Below are 16,038 nucleotides of genomic sequence, written 5' to 3'. Positions count from 1 at the left end.
TTTTTGCTTCCGTGTCAATACCTTCGCGCCATCAGTTGCTGTGCTTGGCGCTCAGCTGGCTGAACAACACCTGGCCTCCTTCGCTGCTGTAGCCGGTGTTGTCCTGGGTGTACACGCCGGCCTTGAAGTACAGGCTTTCGTTCTTCCAGGCCGAGCCGATGCTCGTCTGGTAGGCCTGGTCACGGGCGGCCACCGAAAGGTCCCCGGCCTTGCCAAGGTGGATCATGTACTTGAAGCGGGTGTTCAGCGGCACGTTGTCGGCCACGGTGATCACCTGCGCTTCAGACTGCTTCGGGTTGCGCCGCAGCTTGGCGACGATCTTGCCGGTCTGGCGGCTGTCGCTGTACTGGTACTCAAGCTTGAGCATCGGCTTGGTGCTCTCGTAGCAGTGGATCTGCCCGATCACCACCTTGCCCGAACTCGGCACCTTGCTCACCTGCACCGTGGCCCGCAGGATGTTGTTGGCCTCGGCGTACTTCCAGTTGCGCAGGGCGCCGTCCTTGAAGGTTTCCCGCAGTTCGGTGCGCGGGTAGATGGCGTTGGCGGTTTTCGCGCCGGTGACCGGTGCCCAGAAGAACAACTTGCCACCATCGGAGTTGAAGTACTTGTCGTTGTACCCCTTGACCAACTGCGGGGTTTCTACGGTTTTCGGTGGGCTGCCCACCGGGATACTGAGGTTCCAGACTGCGAGGTCAATCATGCGCGGTGCCTTGTACAAGGGCTGTATAGGGTCTTCCTTTGGGGGTTGAGGTGATCGTCCGGATCAAACAAGGCGCGCTTTATAAGAGCTATCTGAATGTTTGAACACCCTTATTTCTCAAGGAAATAAAGGCATTTGGCCAGCCTATCAAAAGGCTATTACGGCCCAGCCCGCGTGAAATAACGGGATCCGCAAAAATGCCGTTCGTCGGGCCATACGCGGTTTTTTTGAACGTTCGATGAAGAAACTGTGACAGCGATCACTCCGTGTCACAAAGCCATCATCTTGCGCTGGTACACACGTACAGGTTTTCACAACGTTCACAGGTTGCCTGTCGTGTCCGTACTGTCTCGTGTTACCCGCCGCACCAAAACCCCACGCCAGCCGTTGCTGCGCCGTTTGAGCATCGGCAAGCGGCTGTTCGCCGGGTTCGGCATCAGCGCCGTGCTGCTGGCCGGCCTGGGCGCCTTCTGCCTGTATGAAATGCAAGGCATCCGCCAGCAAGGCGAGCTGATCGAGCAAGGGCCGATGACCAGTATCGCCCAGGCCGACGCCATCGCCCTGGACCTGGCCAAGCTGCGCACCGAGGCGGTGCTGCTGCAAGCCCACGCCAACGACCCGGCGGAAACAGTCAACCGCAAGATCAACGTCGAGCAGCTATCGGGCTCGCTCAATCAGGGCTTCAGCGAATACGTGGCGCGGCTCAAGCCGGGCGCCGAGCTGGACTCGGTCAAACTGCTGCGCGACGCCTACCTGCCGTTCCTCGATTCGGTGAAAAAAGGCATCTCGCTGGTGGAGGCGAACCAGATCAACGACGCCATCAACCAAACCGGCATGGCCCTCGACATCCAGGGCGGGCTGATGGACATGCAAGTGCAGTTGCTGCGCGAGCTGAACAAGCAAACCTCCGCCGAAGCCCTGGCCGAGGCCGCCGCCAGCGCCCAGCAAACCCGCATCGTGGTGCCGGCGGTACTGGCCGCCACCCTGGTGCTGACCCTGCTGCTGGCCTGGCGCCTGACGGTGAGCATCACCCGCCCACTGCGCCAGGCGCTGCAAGTGGCGCGCACCGTGGCCGCCGGCAACCTGCACGAAGCGGTGCACGGCCATGGCACCGACGAAACCGCGCAACTGCTCGATGAACTGGGGCACATGCGCGACCAACTGCACCAGGTGATCAGCCAGATCGGCAGCACCGTGGGGCGCTTGAATTCGGCGACCCAGGAGATGGGCGCAATCATGCACGACAGTGCCGAAGGCATGCAGCAGCAGTACAGCGAAATCGAAATGGCCGCCACCGCGGTGACCGAGATGACCCAGGCCGTAGAAGAAGTCGCCGGCAACGCGGTGTCGACCTCCAGCGAGTCGCGCAACTCCAGCGATGCCGTGCAAAAAGGCCAGCAGCAACTGGACGACACCATGCACGACATCGGCCGCCTAGCCGATCAGGTCGAGCAGGCGGCCGACCACGCGCGCCGCCTGGCAGAGCAAACCCAAGGCATCAACAAGGTGCTCGACGTGATCCGCAACGTTGCCGACCAAACCAACCTGCTGGCGCTGAACGCCGCCATCGAAGCCGCCCGCGCCGGCGAAGTGGGCCGCGGTTTCGCGGTGGTTGCCGATGAGGTACGCGGCCTGGCGCACCGCACCGGGGTGTCGACCCGCGAGATCGAACAAATGATGGACGGCATCCACCAAGGCACCGGCCAGGCGGTCAACGCCCTGGCCGCCAGCGCCACCCAGGCCGGCCGCACCCGCGACCGCGCCCAGGCCGCGCGGGACGTGCTGGGGGATATTTCCCGCTCGGTGGCGGGCATCGACGAACGCAACCAGGTGATCGCCAGCGCCGCCGAACAGCAAGCCCAGGTGGCCCGCGAAGTGGACCGCAACCTGGTGCGCATCCGCGACCTGTCGCTGCAAAGCGCCACCGGCGCGCAACAGACCAGCCTGGCCAGCCAGGAACTGGGCCGGCTGGCGGTGGAGCTGGATGAGATGATGGCGAAGTTCAGGTTATAGGTGGGCCGCTAGCGGGGCTAGCGGCTAGGGGCAAGTTGGAAGCTGCAAGCGGTAAGTAAAGGCAAATGCAAGAGCAAAAGCTGACCAATCAGCTGTTGCTTTTACTTGCCGCTTGCAGCTTGCCCCTTCCCCCTGCTTTTCGGCTCAGCCGAAAAGCCAGTACCCCAACGCCACCAACACCACCACCGCCACCACCGGCCGGGCCACGCGGTAGGCTTTCGGGTGTTTGCGCTTGAACTGCTTCATGCCGCCGCTCATGCGGTCGCTGAAGCGCTTGCTCCAGGCGTAGGCCTGGTTGATCCCGCCCACGCGTTCGTCGTCGAGGTTCTGCGGCGCGGTGGCGCGGCCGAGGAAGGCGCTGACGCGGCGGTTGACCGCGGTCATCAGGCGGTTCGACAGTGGCCGCTCGATGTCGCAGAAGAGGATCACCCGGGTGTGCTCGGTTTCGTTCTTCACCCAGTGCACGAAGGTTTCATCGAACATCACGTCTTCGCCGTCGCGCCAGGCGTAGGCCTGGCCGTCTACGTAGATCCGGCAGGCGTCGGAGTTCGGCGTGGCCAGGCCCAGGTGGTAGCGCAGGGAGCCGGCGAAGGGGTCGCGGTGCGGGTTCAGGTGGCTGCCGCCGGGCAGCAGGGCAAACATCGCGCCCTTCACGTTGGGCAGCGCGTTGACCAGCGCCACGGTTTGCGGGCACAGCGCTTCGGCCGAGGGCAGGGCTTTGTCGTACCACTTCAGGTAAAAGCGCTTCCAGCCCTTCTTGAAGAACGAACCGAAGCCGGCGTCGTTGTTCTTTTCCGCGGCGCGGATGTAGCCCTCGTCGAACAGGTGCATGGCCTCTTCGCGGATCACCTGCCAGTTGTTCTTCAGCAGGTCCAGCTCGGGAAAGCGCGAACGGTCCAGGTAAGGCTTGGACGGCACCCCGGAAAACAAGTACATCAGGGCGTTATAAGGGGCGAACAGCGCCGAATGGTTAACGAACTGGCGCAGCACGGGCAGGCGCGCCTTACCGCGTAGGTGCACGTAGAGCGTGCTGCCGATGAACAGCAGCAGCACCAGCGCCTTGGCGCCGAACGAAACGGACATGCAGGGAACCTCCAATAGGCAGTGCGGCATCATAAACCTGAAACGCCCGCACCAAAACCCGCCTTTCAGCGCGGTACTTGCTCAGCGTCAAGGTTTTCATCCGCGCCACGCTGTAGCCCGGGCCCCTGCCGCCCGCCCAAGTACCAGCCCAGCGCCGCCCACACCGCCGCGCAGGCCGCGCCCACCAGCGCCGGCAACCAGGCACCGTGGCCGGCGGCGTCGAGCAGGCTTTTTGCCCAGCCGCTGGCGGCATCGCCGCCGCGGTACACCACGGTGTCGATGAACTGCTTGGCCTTGTACTTGGCCTGCGCCTCCAGCGGCGCGAAGAGCATCTCTCGCCCCGGGCGGATGAACGCGTACTCGCCCACCCGGCGCACGATCATCACCGCCGCCAGCAGGCCAAACCCCGGCAGCAGCGCCAGGCCCACCAAACCCAGGCACATCAGCACCGGCACCATCGCCAGCAGCACCCGCAGGCCCAGCCGCTCAGCCAGGCGGCCGGTAAGAAACAACTGCGACAGCAGCGCCCCAGCCTGCACGATCACATCGAGCAGGCCAAACACCCGCACCTGCTCGTCACGGCTGCTAAAGCGCTCGGCCACCACCCGCGCCTGCTCGAAATACAAAAAGGTGCTCACCGTGGCCAGCAACACCACAAACGCGCACATCGCCAGCAGGTACGGTGAGGCCAGCACGGTGGTGACCCCGCTGAACGGGTTGCCGGCCACCGGTTGCCGCGGGTTTTCCGCGGGCGGCGCGCCTGGGCGGCCGGCGCCGCCGGTTTCGCGCCAGTGCATCAGGTACTGCTTCAAGCCAATCGCCAGGCCCAGCAGCGCACTGGCCAACAGCGCCAGCCCGCTGGCGTCGAACACGCCCACCAGCGCCGCGCTGAACGCCGGCCCGAGCAGCCCGCCAACGCTAGCGCCGGCGGCGATAAAGGCAAACAGCCGGCGCGCCTGGGCGGCGTCGAACACATCGGCCATCAGGCTCCAGGCCACCGACACCACGAACAGGTTGTACACCGAGATCCACACATAAAACGCCCGTGCCAGGGCCACGCCATCGCCCTGCCAGTGGAAGGCCGCGGCAAAGCCCAGCAGGTTCAGGCAGAAGAAGCCGAAGGTCCAGTCGATGAAGCGCCGCCGCGGCACGACCGAGTTGAGCCAGGCCAGCAGCGGCACCGCCACCAAGGTGGCGATGAAGGTGGCGGTGAACAACCATTGCAGGTTCTGCACCCCGGCCTGGATGCCCATCGCTTCGCGGATCGGGCGCAGCATGAAGTACCCGCAGAACAGGCAAAAGAACAAACCAAAGCCGGCCAGCGCCGGGCGCAGTTCTTGGTCGGGGCAGCCCAGTGCGCGGGCCAGGCGGCTAGCCGCCGGGTGCATGGCGGGCTCCTTCAGGCAAAGGCCTGGGCGATGCGTTCACGCTGGCCAGCATCGGGCATCGGGCCCTGGCCGGCAAGCAGGTTGTCGAGCATGTAGCGCGGGTTGGAGGTGGCCGGTATCACCGTGGTCACCGCCGGGCTGGCGAGCACGAACTTCAGCAGCAACTGCGCCCAACTGCTGGCTTGCAGCTCGTTCTGCGCCCACTCCGGCACCGGCTTGCCCTTGACCTGGGCAAACAGCCGGCCGGCATCGAAGGCGCGGTTGACCAACACCGCGATGCCCTTGTCGGCGCAAAACGGCAACAGGCGCTTCTCGGCATTGCGCTCGCTCACCGAGTAGTTGAACTGCACGAAGTCCACCGGTTCCTGTTGCAACACCTGCAACAGGCGTTCGTGGGCGGATTCGAGGTAATGGGTCACACCGATGTAGCGCACCCGGCCCTGAGCCTTTAGCGCCCGCAGGATGCCGAGGTTGGTGGTGGTATCGGCCAGGTTGTGCACCTGGATCAGATCGATCCGCTCGGTTTGCAGGGCCTTGAAGCTCTGTTCGATCTGCTGCATGCCGCCAAGCTGGCCGCTGGCCGACACCTTGGTGGCCAAGAACACCCGGTCGCGCAGCCCGCCGCTGTGCACCAGCTCGCCACTGACCGCCTCGGCATCGCCATAGCTGGGGGCGGTGTCGATCAGCCGCGCGCCGCCTTGCACAAAGGCTTGCATCACCTCGCGCAGCGGCGCCATGGCCGCGCCATCGGCGGGGTTGACGTTGAAGGTTTGCGAGGTGCCGAGGCCGATGATCGGCAGGCGCTCACCGCTGCTGGGGATCGGCCGTTGCGCCAGCTCGGCGGCCAGCGCCAGTGATGGCCACAGCGCGTGGCAGGCGGCCAGGCCGGCCAGGGCGCCGGTGGCCTGAAGCAAATCGCGGCGGGTAGGCATAGTAACTTGCTCCCTTCAGGGGGTGAAGGGAGCAAGTATGGTACCGAATGTGTCTAGCGCAGGGTTCTGTAATATCTTGAAACCCTCAAGCCTGCAGTTCTTGCTCCGTAAACAGGTCGCTGAAGAGCATGCTCGACAAGTAACGCTCGCCGGAATCCGGCAGGATCACCACCAGGGTCTTGCCCTGCATCTCCGGTTTTTCCGCCAGGCGCACCGCCGCCACCATCGCCGCGCCGCAGGAGATACCACAGAGGATGCCTTCTTCGCGCATCAGCCGGATGGCCATGGCCTTGGCCTCTTCGTCGCCCACCTGCTCGACCCGGTCGACCAGCGACAGGTCAAGGTTTTTCGGCACAAAACCGGCGCCAATGCCCTGGATTTTATGCGGCGCCGGCTGCACCGGCTCGCCGGCCAGGGTTTGGCTGATCACCGGCGACCCCACCGGCTCTACTGCCACGCTCAGGATCGATTTGCCGCAGGTGTGCTTGATGTAGCGCGACACCCCGGTGATGGTGCCGCCGGTACCCACCCCAGCGACCAGCACATCGACCGCGCCGTCGGTGTCTTTCCAGATTTCCGGGCCGGTGGTTTTTTCATGGATGGCCGGGTTGGCCGGGTTGTCGAACTGCGCCGGCATGAAGTACTGGGCGGTGTCTTGCGCCAGTTCCTCGGCCTTGGCGATCGCGCCCTTCATGCCCTTGGCCGGTTCGGTGAGTACCAGCTCGGCGCCCAGGGCCTTTAGCACCTTGCGCCGCTCCAGGCTCATTGAGGCGGGCATGGTCAGCACCAGCTTGTAGCCGCGGGCGGCGGCCACGTAGGCCAGGCCAATGCCGGTGTTGCCGGAGGTGGGCTCGACGATGGTCATGCCCGGCTTCAGGCGGCCGCTGCTTTCGGCGTCCCAGATCATGTTGGCGCCAATCCGGCACTTGACCGAATAGCCGGGGTTGCGCCCCTCGATCTTGGCCAGGATGGTCACGCCGCGCGGCGCCAGGCGGTTGATCTGCACCAGCGGGGTGTTGCCGATGGAGTGGGCGTTGTCGGCGTAGATGCGGCTCATGAAAGGGTCCTTGTTGGGTAAACGGTTCTAGGCCAAAGGGTAAGCCTGGGCCAGCCCGGGCGTCTAGTCGAACGTCTGCCGCAGCGTGCAGTCCATCTATCCATCACCCTTGGAACACGCCCGATGAAACCTCGCTACCGTTGGCCGCTGGGCATCCTGGCGCTGCTCGTGGTGCTGCTGGTTGTGCTGCAGCTGGCACTGCCGCTGCTGGTGCGCAACTACCTCAATGGCAAACTGGCGAACATGGGCGAGTATTCCGGCCACATAGCCGATGTAGACCTGGCCCTGTGGCGTGGCGCCTACCGCATCAACGGCCTGAGCATCACCAAGCGCGACGGCAAGGTGCCGGTGCCGCTGCTCGACGCGCCGCTGATCGACCTGGCCATCAGTTGGCATTCGCTGTGGTATGACCACGCCGTGGTCGGCGAGGCGACCTTCACCCGCCCGGTGCTGAACTTCGTCGACGGCGGCAAGGACAACGACAGCGCCAGCCAAACCGGTGGCGGCACCGACTGGCGCGCCGAGCTGAACAAGATCGTGCCCTTTACCCTCAACCAGTTGCAGGTGATCGACGGCACCCTGGCGTTTCGCAACTTCACTTCCAAGCCGCCGGTGAACCTCAAGGCCACTTCGGTGCAGGCCAGCCTGTACAACCTGACCAACGTGCAGAACCCCGCCGGCAGCCGCGACGCGCGCTTCGAGGGCCACGCCCAGCTGTTCGGCGAAGCGCCGCTGAGCGCCGAGGCGACCTTCGACCCGATGAACAACTTCGAAGACTTCGAGCTGCGCCTGCGCGCCACCGGCGTGGAGCTGCGCCGGCTCAATGATTTCGCCAGCGCCTACGGCAAGTTCGACTTCAACAAGGGCTCGGGCGACCTGGTGATCGAAGCCCAGGCGCGCAAGGCTGAAGTGACCGGCTACATCAAGCCGCTGCTGCACGATGTCGAAGTGTTCAACTGGCAGCAGGATGTCGAGAACCGCGATAAAAGCGTATTCCGCTCGGTGTGGGAAGCGCTGGTGGGCGGCACCGAAAGCGTGCTGAAGAACCAGGCGAAAAACCAGTTCGCCACCCGCGTAGACCTCTCCGGCAACGTGCACCAGCAGAACGTCAGCGCCTTCCAGGCGTTTCTGGAAATTCTCCGCAATGGCTTTATCCGGGCATTCAATGCCCGATATGAACAGGGCCCACCCTCCAACTGAGGGCGCCGCGGCGTTATCATCGAAGGCCGACCGTCCCCGCCCACTCCGGCGCCCAGCAAGAGGCACGCGCAATGAAATTCGAAGGCACCCCGGCGTACGTCGCCACCGACGACCTCAAGCTGGCCGTGAACGCGGCGATCACGCTGCAGCGCCCGCTGCTGGTCAAGGGCGAGCCGGGCACCGGCAAAACCCTGCTGGCCGAGCAACTGGCCGAAGCCTTCGGCACGCGGCTGATCACCTGGCACATCAAGTCGACCACCAAGGCCCACCAGGGCCTTTACGAGTACGACGCGGTCAGCCGCCTGCGCGACTCGCAACTGGGCGTGGAGCGGGTGCACGAGGTGCGCAACTACATCAAGAAGGGCAAGCTGTGGGAGGCGTTCGAGGCCGACGAGCGGGTGGTGCTGTTGATCGACGAGATCGACAAGGCCGACATCGAGTTCCCCAATGACCTGCTGCAGGAACTCGACCGCATGGAGTTCTACGTCTATGAAACCGACGAGACCATCCGCGCGCGGCAGCGGCCGATCATCATCATTACCTCCAACAACGAAAAAGAACTGCCCGACGCCTTTCTGCGCCGCTGTTTCTTCCATTACATCGCCTTTCCCGACCGGCAGACCCTGCAAAAAATCGTCGACGTGCACTTCCCTGGCATCAAGGCCGCGCTGGTGAGCGAAGCGCTGGAGGTGTTCTTTGACGTGCGCAAGGTGCCGGGCTTGAAGAAAAAACCCTCCACCAGCGAGCTGGTCGACTGGCTCAAGCTGCTGATGGCCGATGACATCGGCGAAGCGGTGCTGCGCGAGCGCGACCCGACCAAGGCCATCCCGCCGATGGCCGGCGCGCTGGTCAAGAACGAGCACGACGTGCAGCTGCTCGAGCGCCTGGCGTTCATGAGCCGCCGCGGCAACCGCTGAGGGCGCCCCATGCTGCTGAACCTGTTCACCGAAATGCGCGCGGCCAAGGTGCCGGTGTCGCTGCGCGAGCTGCTCGACCTGATCGAAGCCCTGCAGCAGCGCGTGGCGTTCGCCGACATGGACGCCTTTTACTTTCTGGCGCGGGCGATCCTGGTCAAGGACGAGCGCCACTTCGACAAGTTCGACCGCGCCTTCGGCACTTACTTCAACGGCCTGCAGCAGCTCGACGAACACCTCGAGGCGCTGATCCCGGAAGACTGGCTGCGCAAGGAATTCGAACGCTCGCTGAGCCCCGAAGAGCGCGCGCAAATCCAGACCCTCGGCGGGCTGGATAAACTCATCGAAACCTTCAAGCAGCGCCTGGCCGAGCAAAAGGGCCGGCATGCTGGCGGCAACAAGTGGATCGGCACCGGCGGCACCAGCCCGTTCGGCTCGGGCGGCTTCAACCCCGAGGGGCTGCGCCTCGGCGATGCCGGCCAGCGCCAGGGCAAGGCGGCAAAGGTCTGGGAGCAGCGCCAGTACAAAAACCTCGATGACCAGGTCGAACTGGGCACGCGCAACGTGAAGATCGCCCTGCGCCGGCTGCGCAAGTTCGCCCGCGCCGGCGCCGCCGACGAGCTGGACATCGACAGCACCATCGACCACACCGCGCGCGACGCCGGGTTATTGAACATCCAGATGCGCCCGCAACGGCGCAACAGCGTCAAGCTGCTGCTGTTGCTCGACATCGGCGGCTCGATGGACGCCCACGTGAAGGTCTGTGAAGAGCTGTTCTCGGCGTGCAAAAGCGAGTTCAAGCACCTGGAGTACTTCTACTTTCACAACTTCATCTATGAAACCGTGTGGAAGAACAACCTGCGCCGCACCTCCGAGCGCACCGCCACCTTCGACCTGCTGCACAAGTACGGCGATGACTACAAGGTGGTGTTCGTCGGCGACGCGGCCATGGCGCCCTACGAGATCACCCACCCTGGCGGCAGCGTCGAGCACTGGAACGAAGAAGCCGGCTACCTGTGGATGCAGCGCTTCATGGCGAAGTTTCGCAAGCTGATCTGGATCAACCCCTACCCCAAGGACGTGTGGCACTACACCGCGTCGACTGGGGTGGTCAGGGAGTTGGTGAACGAGCAGATGTACCCGCTGACGCTGAGCGGGCTGGAAGAAGGGATGCGCTTTTTGGCCAAGGCTTGAGGGTGTGGGAAGAAACGCCGATAAGGCTGGGCGGTTAAAGGGCTGCCTACGTGGCAAGACTGCCTGGCCCATCGCCCGGCACAGCCGGAGTGCCGGGCGAAGGGCCGGTAAGGCCGGTCAATCCTCGCCCAGCTCGTCCCCTTCCCCGCCTTGGCGGCTCATGCCGTACTTGCGCATCTTCTCCACCAGGGTGGTACGGCGGATGCGCAGGCGTTCGGCGGCGCGGGCGACCACGCCGTTGGCGTCGTCCAGGGCCTGCTGGATAAGCCCCTGCTCCAGGCCACCGAGGTAGTCTTTCAGGTCCAGGCCTTCCGGCGGCAGCATCGCGCTGTTGGCGAAGTCCGGCGCGTGGCCGTTGATCGCCACGCGCTCTTCGAGGTCGCTGCGCAGGCCTTCGACCAATTGCTCGTCTTCGTCGTCGACGTAGCGGAATTTCTTCGGCAACTCCGACACGCCGATCACCCCGTACGGGTGCATGATCGCCATGCGCTCGACCAGGTTGGCCAGTTCACGCACGTTGCCCGGCCAGCCGTGGCGGCACAGCGACATGATCGCCGCGGAGTTGAAGCGGATCGAGCCGCGTTTTTCGTGCTCCATGCGCGAGATGAGTTCGTTCATCAGCAGCGGGATGTCTTCGACCCGCTCACGCAGCGGCGCCATCTCGATCGGGAACACGTTCAGGCGGTAGTAGAGGTCTTCGCGGAACGCCCCGCTCTCGATCATGCCTTCGAGGTTCTTGTGGGTCGCGGCGATGATGCGCACGTCGATGCTCTGGGTTTTGTTGCTGCCGACCCGCTCGAAGGTGCGCTCTTGCAGTACGCGCAGCAGCTTGACCTGCATCGGCAGCGGCATGTCGCCGATTTCGTCGAGGAACAGCGTACCGCCGTTGGCCAGTTCGAAACGCCCGGCGCGGCTGGTGATGGCACCGGTGAAGGCGCCCTTCTCGTGGCCGAACAGTTCGCTTTCGAGCAGCTCGGCCGGGATCGCGCCGCAGTTGACCGGCACGAACGGCGCTTCGCGGCGCTTGGAATGGTAATGCAGGTTGCGCGCGACCACTTCCTTGCCGGTACCGGACTCGCCGAGGATCAGCACGCTGGCGTCGGTGTCGGCCACTTGCTGCATCATCTGCCGCACGTGCTGGATGGCGCGGCTGGTGCCGACCAGGCTGCGGAACAGGTTGGGCTCGCGCTGGCGGCCGCGCTCGCGGGCCTGGTCGTACATTTCACGGTACACCTGGGCGCGGTGCAGCGAGTCGAGCAGCTTGCTGTAGCTCGGCGGCATCTCGAGGTTGGAGAGCACGCGCCGGCGCAGGTCGTCCGGCAGGTCGGGCAGGCTGGTATCGCCCAGCAGCAGCACCGGGAGGTACTCATCCCAGCCCGCGAGGGTTTTCAGCAAGCCCAAGGGGCCACCGGGTGTGTTCACCGTGCCGACGAGCACGCACAGCACCTCGCGGCTGGACGCCAGCGAGTCGACGACACCCTGCCAGTCTGCGCTCGCGCAGGGCAGGTTGTCTTCGCCGAGGAAATTCAGGATGACCGCCAGGTCACGGCGGCGCACGCTATCGTCATCGATCAGCAGAATCTTGGTTTCACGCCACATGCAATAGCAACTTCCCTAGTCAACCGGATGCCCTTCAGGCGCTCAGGATATGAGGTGGCATTGTATCGCCAACTCAGCGCCGAATGTGAACTTCGTCACTAGTAAAGTCAAAAAACCCGGCACAGTCAAATTTATGGCGCAACGGTGTCGCCGCACGCCGCTATTTGAACAGATGGTAGACCTTCGAAGCGTTACGAGCTTGTCGAAATTGCGACATTTCCTCGAACGCCGCCTGCCGTTCACCGCGGCTGGCGTCGACCAGTTCACGGTACAGTTCGAGCAGTTGCTCAAGGTTGCTGCGCAGGCGCTCGGCGTCCATTTCAGGATCGTTGAGCACCCCGTCGAGGCACTGGCGGCATTGCAGGTCGAGGCTGCCGATGGCAGCCCAGTCACGGGCTGCCAGGGCCTCGCCGAGGGCGTGGCGAGTGTGTTCGATTCGTTGCAGGGCGCTCATGGCGGGCTCCTGTACTTGCAGCGGCTCAGGCAGCATTGCCAATGGCATCCCAGCCGGTCTTGACCGTGATCATCAGCTTGGCGACTTCGTCGATGATCGCCGGGTCGTTCTGCCGGTTGGCCTGGATCAACTGCTTGGTCATGTAGGCGTACAGCTGGTCAACCTTGGCCAGGCCTTTGCGGTCGTCGGTTTTTTCCGGGTCGAGCCCTTCACGCAGGCCGCCGATGATTTCGATGGCCTTGCCGATCATCACGCCCTTCTGCGCCACCTGGCCGCGAGCCATGGCGCCCTTGGCCTGGGCCAGGCGGTCGAGCAGGCCTTCCATCAGCATTTGCACCAAACGGTGCGGGCTGGCTTCGGAGGCCTGAGCGTGGGAGTTGACTTTCTGATACTGGCGAAGCGCCTTCATCGGATGCATGTTTCAGCCTCTTCAAGGGGCAAGTTAAGCGGGAACCTTGTGTTCCCTTATGTACAGTTTATCGTCCGCGGCGCGCCAAACTTTAACAGTGCCAGAATGAAAAAACCCGGCAGGTTCGCACCCTGCCGGGCCAAAACAACGAGCACAATCAATCAACTACTGGATTTGGTGTTCAGCGAGTTGAGGGTGGTCAACACACTGCTGCTGGTCGAGTTCAACTGCGCCACCAGGGTGTCCATCGCCGTGTACTTGGCGGTGAGCGTCGCGGTCAGGGTGGTCTGGCGGCGGTCGAGCGCGTCCTGCTGGTCGCTCAGGTCACTGAGCTGGGCATTCAACGAGGTTTGCCGGGTGGCGAGGATGCCGCCGGTCTGGGTGTAGCTGTCGAGCACGCTGTTCATCCGCGTGATGATGCCGTCCTTACCGGTGAACAGGCTCGCCACGTTGCCGTATTGAGTGTTCATGGCGCTGGTCCACTTGGTGTCGTCCAGGCTCAGCAGGCCGGTGCTCGAGTCGGTGCCCACGCCCAGCTGCGAGAGCACGCTGAGGGTACCGCTGCTGGTGCTCTCTTTGCTCAACACGTCGTGGATCTGCGCCACCAGCTTGCGCACGGTGGCATCACCGGTCAACGCGCCGGCGGTGGTGGTCGCTGAGCTCGAGGTACTGCTGGTGGCGCCAGTGGCGGTGACCGCGGTTTGCGCGTTGATCACCTTCATCATCGTGTTGTAGGCGTCGACGAATGCCTGCACGGACGTCTTCAGCGTGTCGCTGTCGGCAGACACGGTGACGTCCGAGGTGCCCTTGCCGGTCAGCGTCAGGCTCAGGCCGCTGACCGCCGAGGTAATCGTGTTGCTGCTGCTGGTCATCGCCAGGCCGTCGATGGAGTACTGGGCATCGACCGGCTGCGCGGTGATGTAACCGGCGGCGGTGGTGTCGGTGGTGTCGAGCTTCTTGGTGCCGTCGATGGTCAGCGCATCGATGCCGCTGGTGGAAATATCCGAGCCGGCACCGGTGGTGGTCGAGGTCAGCACCAGGCGCGAACCGCTGGAGTCGGTCACGATGTTGGCGCTGATGCCGCTGGAGGTCAGCGAGGCGTTGATCGAGTCCCGCACGCTGCTCAGCGTGGCGCCCGAGCCCACGGTCACGTTATAGCTCTTGCTGCCTTGGGTGATCGTCAGCGTGCCGGCGTCGATGGCGCTCTTGGCACCGCTGGTAAACAGCTGGCTGGCCACTTTCGAAGCGGTCGCCACCTGGGTCACCGCCACGGTGTAGGTACCGGCCGAGGCAGTGTTGTCGGAAGTCGCCTTCACATAGGATTCGTTCGACGAGGTCGCCGAGAGGCCCATGAAGGTGGTGGTGTTGTTCAGCGCCGCCGAAGCAGTCTGGAACGCAGACAGGGCACTCTTGAGGCTGCCGATACCCGACAGGGTCGCGTTGACCGAGGTTTCCTGCTTGGTGATCTGGGTTTGCTTGGGCTCGATCGAGGCGTTGACCAAAGCGGTCACGATCGACGAGGTGTCGATGCCCGAACCCACGCCGCTGACGGTGATGGCACCGTTCGAGCTGACCGAAGTCGTGGATGATGTGGTGGTCATTGAACCTTCTCCTGTAAGCCCGCCGTCACCTGTTTGACGGCGGGCCTGGCCTGGCCGTTACCAATACAAGTTTCGTGCCGGCCACTTATACCTGTTCGTGGAACAGCATGTTCTTCGGATCTTGCATGCTCTGCGCCAGTTTCAGCGCGGCTTCCGAAGGCAACTGCCGGATCACTTCACCGCTTTGCGTCGCGATGACCTTCACCACCACATCACCGGTACTGTCATCAATGGAAAAATTCAGGTTGCGCTGATTCGAATCCACAAATTGCTGCATATCCTTCACGGCTTTCTCGACCTGGGTGCGGTCAGGTTTCGCACTGGAGCCAGAAGCCGATTGGGTTGTGCCATCCTGTGCGGGTACAGCTTTGGCCGCCTGCGCGCCCGTGGCCGACCTGGTCGTATCAAGCGCCGAATTCAAATTGACACTCATGTCCATAACCTTCACCTCGGTGCGGAAACAACGAAAGGGTACGCTTGGCGCACCCTCTCGTTTTCAGCCGCCTGCTGGATATTACTGCAGGAGTTTCAGAACTGCGGAAGGCAGTTGGTTGGCTTGCGACAGGATCGCGGTGGACGCCTGTTGCAGGGTTTGTTGTTTGGTCAGCTCAGCGGTTTCAGCCGCGAAGTCAGCGTCCTGGATGGTCGAACGAGAAGCGGTGGCGTTCTCGATGATGTTGCTCAGGTTGCTGATGGTGCTGTCCAGACGGTTTTGCTTGGCACCCAGGTCGGCACGGGTGCTGTTCACGGTTTGCAGGGCGGCGTCGATGGCGCTGATGGCCGAGTCGATGGCGGTGTGAGCGGCCGACACATCGGAACCGGTGATCGACGAACCAGTCAAGCCCAGGCCCGAGGCGCTGAAGTTGCCGGTGATCGAGATGTCGATGTGCTGGTCGTCACCGGTCATGGCGCCAACCTGGAACTGCATCGAGCTGGCCGAACCGTCGAGCAACTTCATACCGGTACCGAAGGTGGTCGAAGTCGAGATACGGGTCAGTTCGTCGCTCATCTGCGAGAACTCGGACTGCAGGGCGTTACGGTCAGAAGTGCTGTTGGAGTCGTTGCGCGACTGAACAGCCAGTTCACGCATACGCTGCAGGATGTTGGTGGTTTCTTGCAGCGCGCCTTCAGCGGTCTGGGCGATCGAGATACCGTCGTTGGCGTTCTTGGTCGCTACGGTCAGGCCCTTGATCTGGGTGGTCAGACGGGTAGCAATCTGCAGGCCGGCAGCGTCGTCTTTGGCGCTGTTGATTTTCAGGCCCGACGACAGGCGGGTCATCGACGTAGTCAGGGAGTTGGAAGCCTTGTTCAGGTTGTTCTGTACAGTCAGCGAAGCAATGTTGGTGTTTACAGTCAACGACATGACGAAATCCTCAGGGGTGTGTTTACTTTGGCTTCCGGCCCTGGCTGTGCCGGGTGTGGCCTAGAGAACCTACGTAATAGTTATCGTCGTGTTGGCTGGTTGCTTGAGGGCTTTTTTCGAATTTTTTTGCC

Annotated in this window: 15 protein-coding genes; 4 read left to right on the top strand and 11 right to left on the bottom strand. The window is 63.5% G+C overall.

The features are described 5' to 3' along the window. Positions 1-31: 31 nt before the first annotated feature. The gene (locus ACFZCE_RS14880) at positions 32-700 is read right to left on the bottom strand and encodes a polysaccharide lyase family 7 protein (RefSeq protein WP_390940233.1); all 669 of its coding nucleotides are present in this window, start codon (positions 698-700) and stop codon (positions 32-34) included. A 387-nt stretch (positions 701-1,087) separates the two neighbouring features. Here ACFZCE_RS14880 and ACFZCE_RS14875 point away from each other — a divergent pair, with 387 nt between their 5' ends. Continuing rightward, complete coding sequence (locus ACFZCE_RS14875) at positions 1,088-2,713, top strand: methyl-accepting chemotaxis protein (protein WP_390940628.1); 1,626 nt, start codon at positions 1,088-1,090, stop codon at positions 2,711-2,713. 144 nt (positions 2,714-2,857) lie between these two features. Here the strand turns inward: ACFZCE_RS14875 and ACFZCE_RS14870 are convergent, their stop codons facing one another. From ACFZCE_RS14870 to cysK, 4 genes are all read right to left on the bottom strand, one after another. After that, complete coding sequence (locus ACFZCE_RS14870) at positions 2,858-3,796, bottom strand: aspartyl/asparaginyl beta-hydroxylase domain-containing protein (RefSeq protein ID WP_390940231.1); 939 nt, start codon at positions 3,794-3,796, stop codon at positions 2,858-2,860. Between the two features lie 65 nt (positions 3,797-3,861). After that, entirely contained in the window at positions 3,862-5,184 is a 1,323-nt protein-coding gene (locus ACFZCE_RS14865) for an MFS transporter (protein WP_390940229.1), read from the bottom strand. A gap of 11 nt (positions 5,185-5,195) precedes the next feature. Continuing rightward, positions 5,196-6,116: an aldo/keto reductase gene (locus ACFZCE_RS14860; RefSeq protein WP_390940227.1), complete on the bottom strand. Its 921-nt coding sequence runs from the start codon at positions 6,114-6,116 to the stop codon at positions 5,196-5,198. 85 nt (positions 6,117-6,201) lie between these two features. After that, entirely contained in the window at positions 6,202-7,173 is a 972-nt protein-coding gene (cysK, locus tag ACFZCE_RS14855) for a cysteine synthase A (protein WP_390940225.1), read from the bottom strand. A gap of 123 nt (positions 7,174-7,296) precedes the next feature. On the opposite strand from cysK, the gene ACFZCE_RS14850 reads away from it, so the two are divergent. The 3 genes from ACFZCE_RS14850 (at position 7,297) to ACFZCE_RS14840 (ending at position 10,481) form a co-directional block, all read left to right on the top strand. After that, the gene (locus tag ACFZCE_RS14850) at positions 7,297-8,373 is read left to right on the top strand and encodes a DUF748 domain-containing protein (protein ID WP_390940223.1); all 1,077 of its coding nucleotides are present in this window, start codon (positions 7,297-7,299) and stop codon (positions 8,371-8,373) included. A gap of 71 nt (positions 8,374-8,444) precedes the next feature. Beyond that, positions 8,445-9,290 (top strand): AAA family ATPase, encoded by an 846-nt coding sequence (locus ACFZCE_RS14845; protein ID WP_390940221.1) that lies wholly within the window; start codon positions 8,445-8,447, stop codon positions 9,288-9,290. A gap of 9 nt (positions 9,291-9,299) precedes the next feature. Next, entirely contained in the window at positions 9,300-10,481 is a 1,182-nt protein-coding gene (locus ACFZCE_RS14840) for a VWA domain-containing protein (RefSeq protein WP_390940219.1), read from the top strand. A gap of 117 nt (positions 10,482-10,598) precedes the next feature. Here the strand turns inward: ACFZCE_RS14840 and ACFZCE_RS14835 are convergent, their stop codons facing one another. The 6 genes from ACFZCE_RS14835 to ACFZCE_RS14810 all read right to left on the bottom strand — a co-directional run bounded on the left by ACFZCE_RS14835 (position 10,599) and on the right by ACFZCE_RS14810 (position 15,907). Next, entirely contained in the window at positions 10,599-12,080 is a 1,482-nt protein-coding gene (locus tag ACFZCE_RS14835) for a sigma 54-interacting transcriptional regulator (protein WP_390940217.1), read from the bottom strand. Positions 12,081-12,240: 160 nt separating this feature from the next. Beyond that, positions 12,241-12,534, bottom strand: a complete 294-nt coding sequence (gene fliT, locus ACFZCE_RS14830; protein WP_390940215.1) for a flagellar protein FliT — start codon at positions 12,532-12,534, stop codon at positions 12,241-12,243. Positions 12,535-12,559: 25 nt separating this feature from the next. Then, positions 12,560-12,952, bottom strand: coding sequence for a flagellar export chaperone FliS (gene fliS / locus ACFZCE_RS14825; protein ID WP_390940213.1), 393 nt, complete (start codon positions 12,950-12,952; stop codon positions 12,560-12,562). 152 nt (positions 12,953-13,104) lie between these two features. Then, positions 13,105-14,544, bottom strand: coding sequence for a flagellar filament capping protein FliD (gene fliD, locus ACFZCE_RS14820; protein ID WP_390940211.1), 1,440 nt, complete (start codon positions 14,542-14,544; stop codon positions 13,105-13,107). Positions 14,545-14,629: 85 nt separating this feature from the next. Further along, on the bottom strand, positions 14,630-14,983 hold the full coding sequence (locus tag ACFZCE_RS14815) for a flagellar protein FlaG (RefSeq protein WP_390940209.1): 354 nt from the start codon (positions 14,981-14,983) through the stop codon (positions 14,630-14,632). Between the two features lie 75 nt (positions 14,984-15,058). Beyond that, a complete protein-coding gene (locus ACFZCE_RS14810; RefSeq protein ID WP_390940207.1) occupies positions 15,059-15,907 on the bottom strand; it encodes a flagellin domain-containing protein in 849 nt (282 codons plus the stop codon). Positions 15,908-16,038: the final 131 nt, after the last annotated feature.

The sequence above is a fragment of the Pseudomonas sp. NPDC007930 genome (assembly GCF_042958985.1).
In the GTDB taxonomy this organism is placed as follows: domain Bacteria; phylum Pseudomonadota; class Gammaproteobacteria; order Pseudomonadales; family Pseudomonadaceae; genus Aquipseudomonas.
Note: the sequence above shows the minus strand (reverse complement) of the source record. Positions and strands in the feature narration are given on the sequence as shown.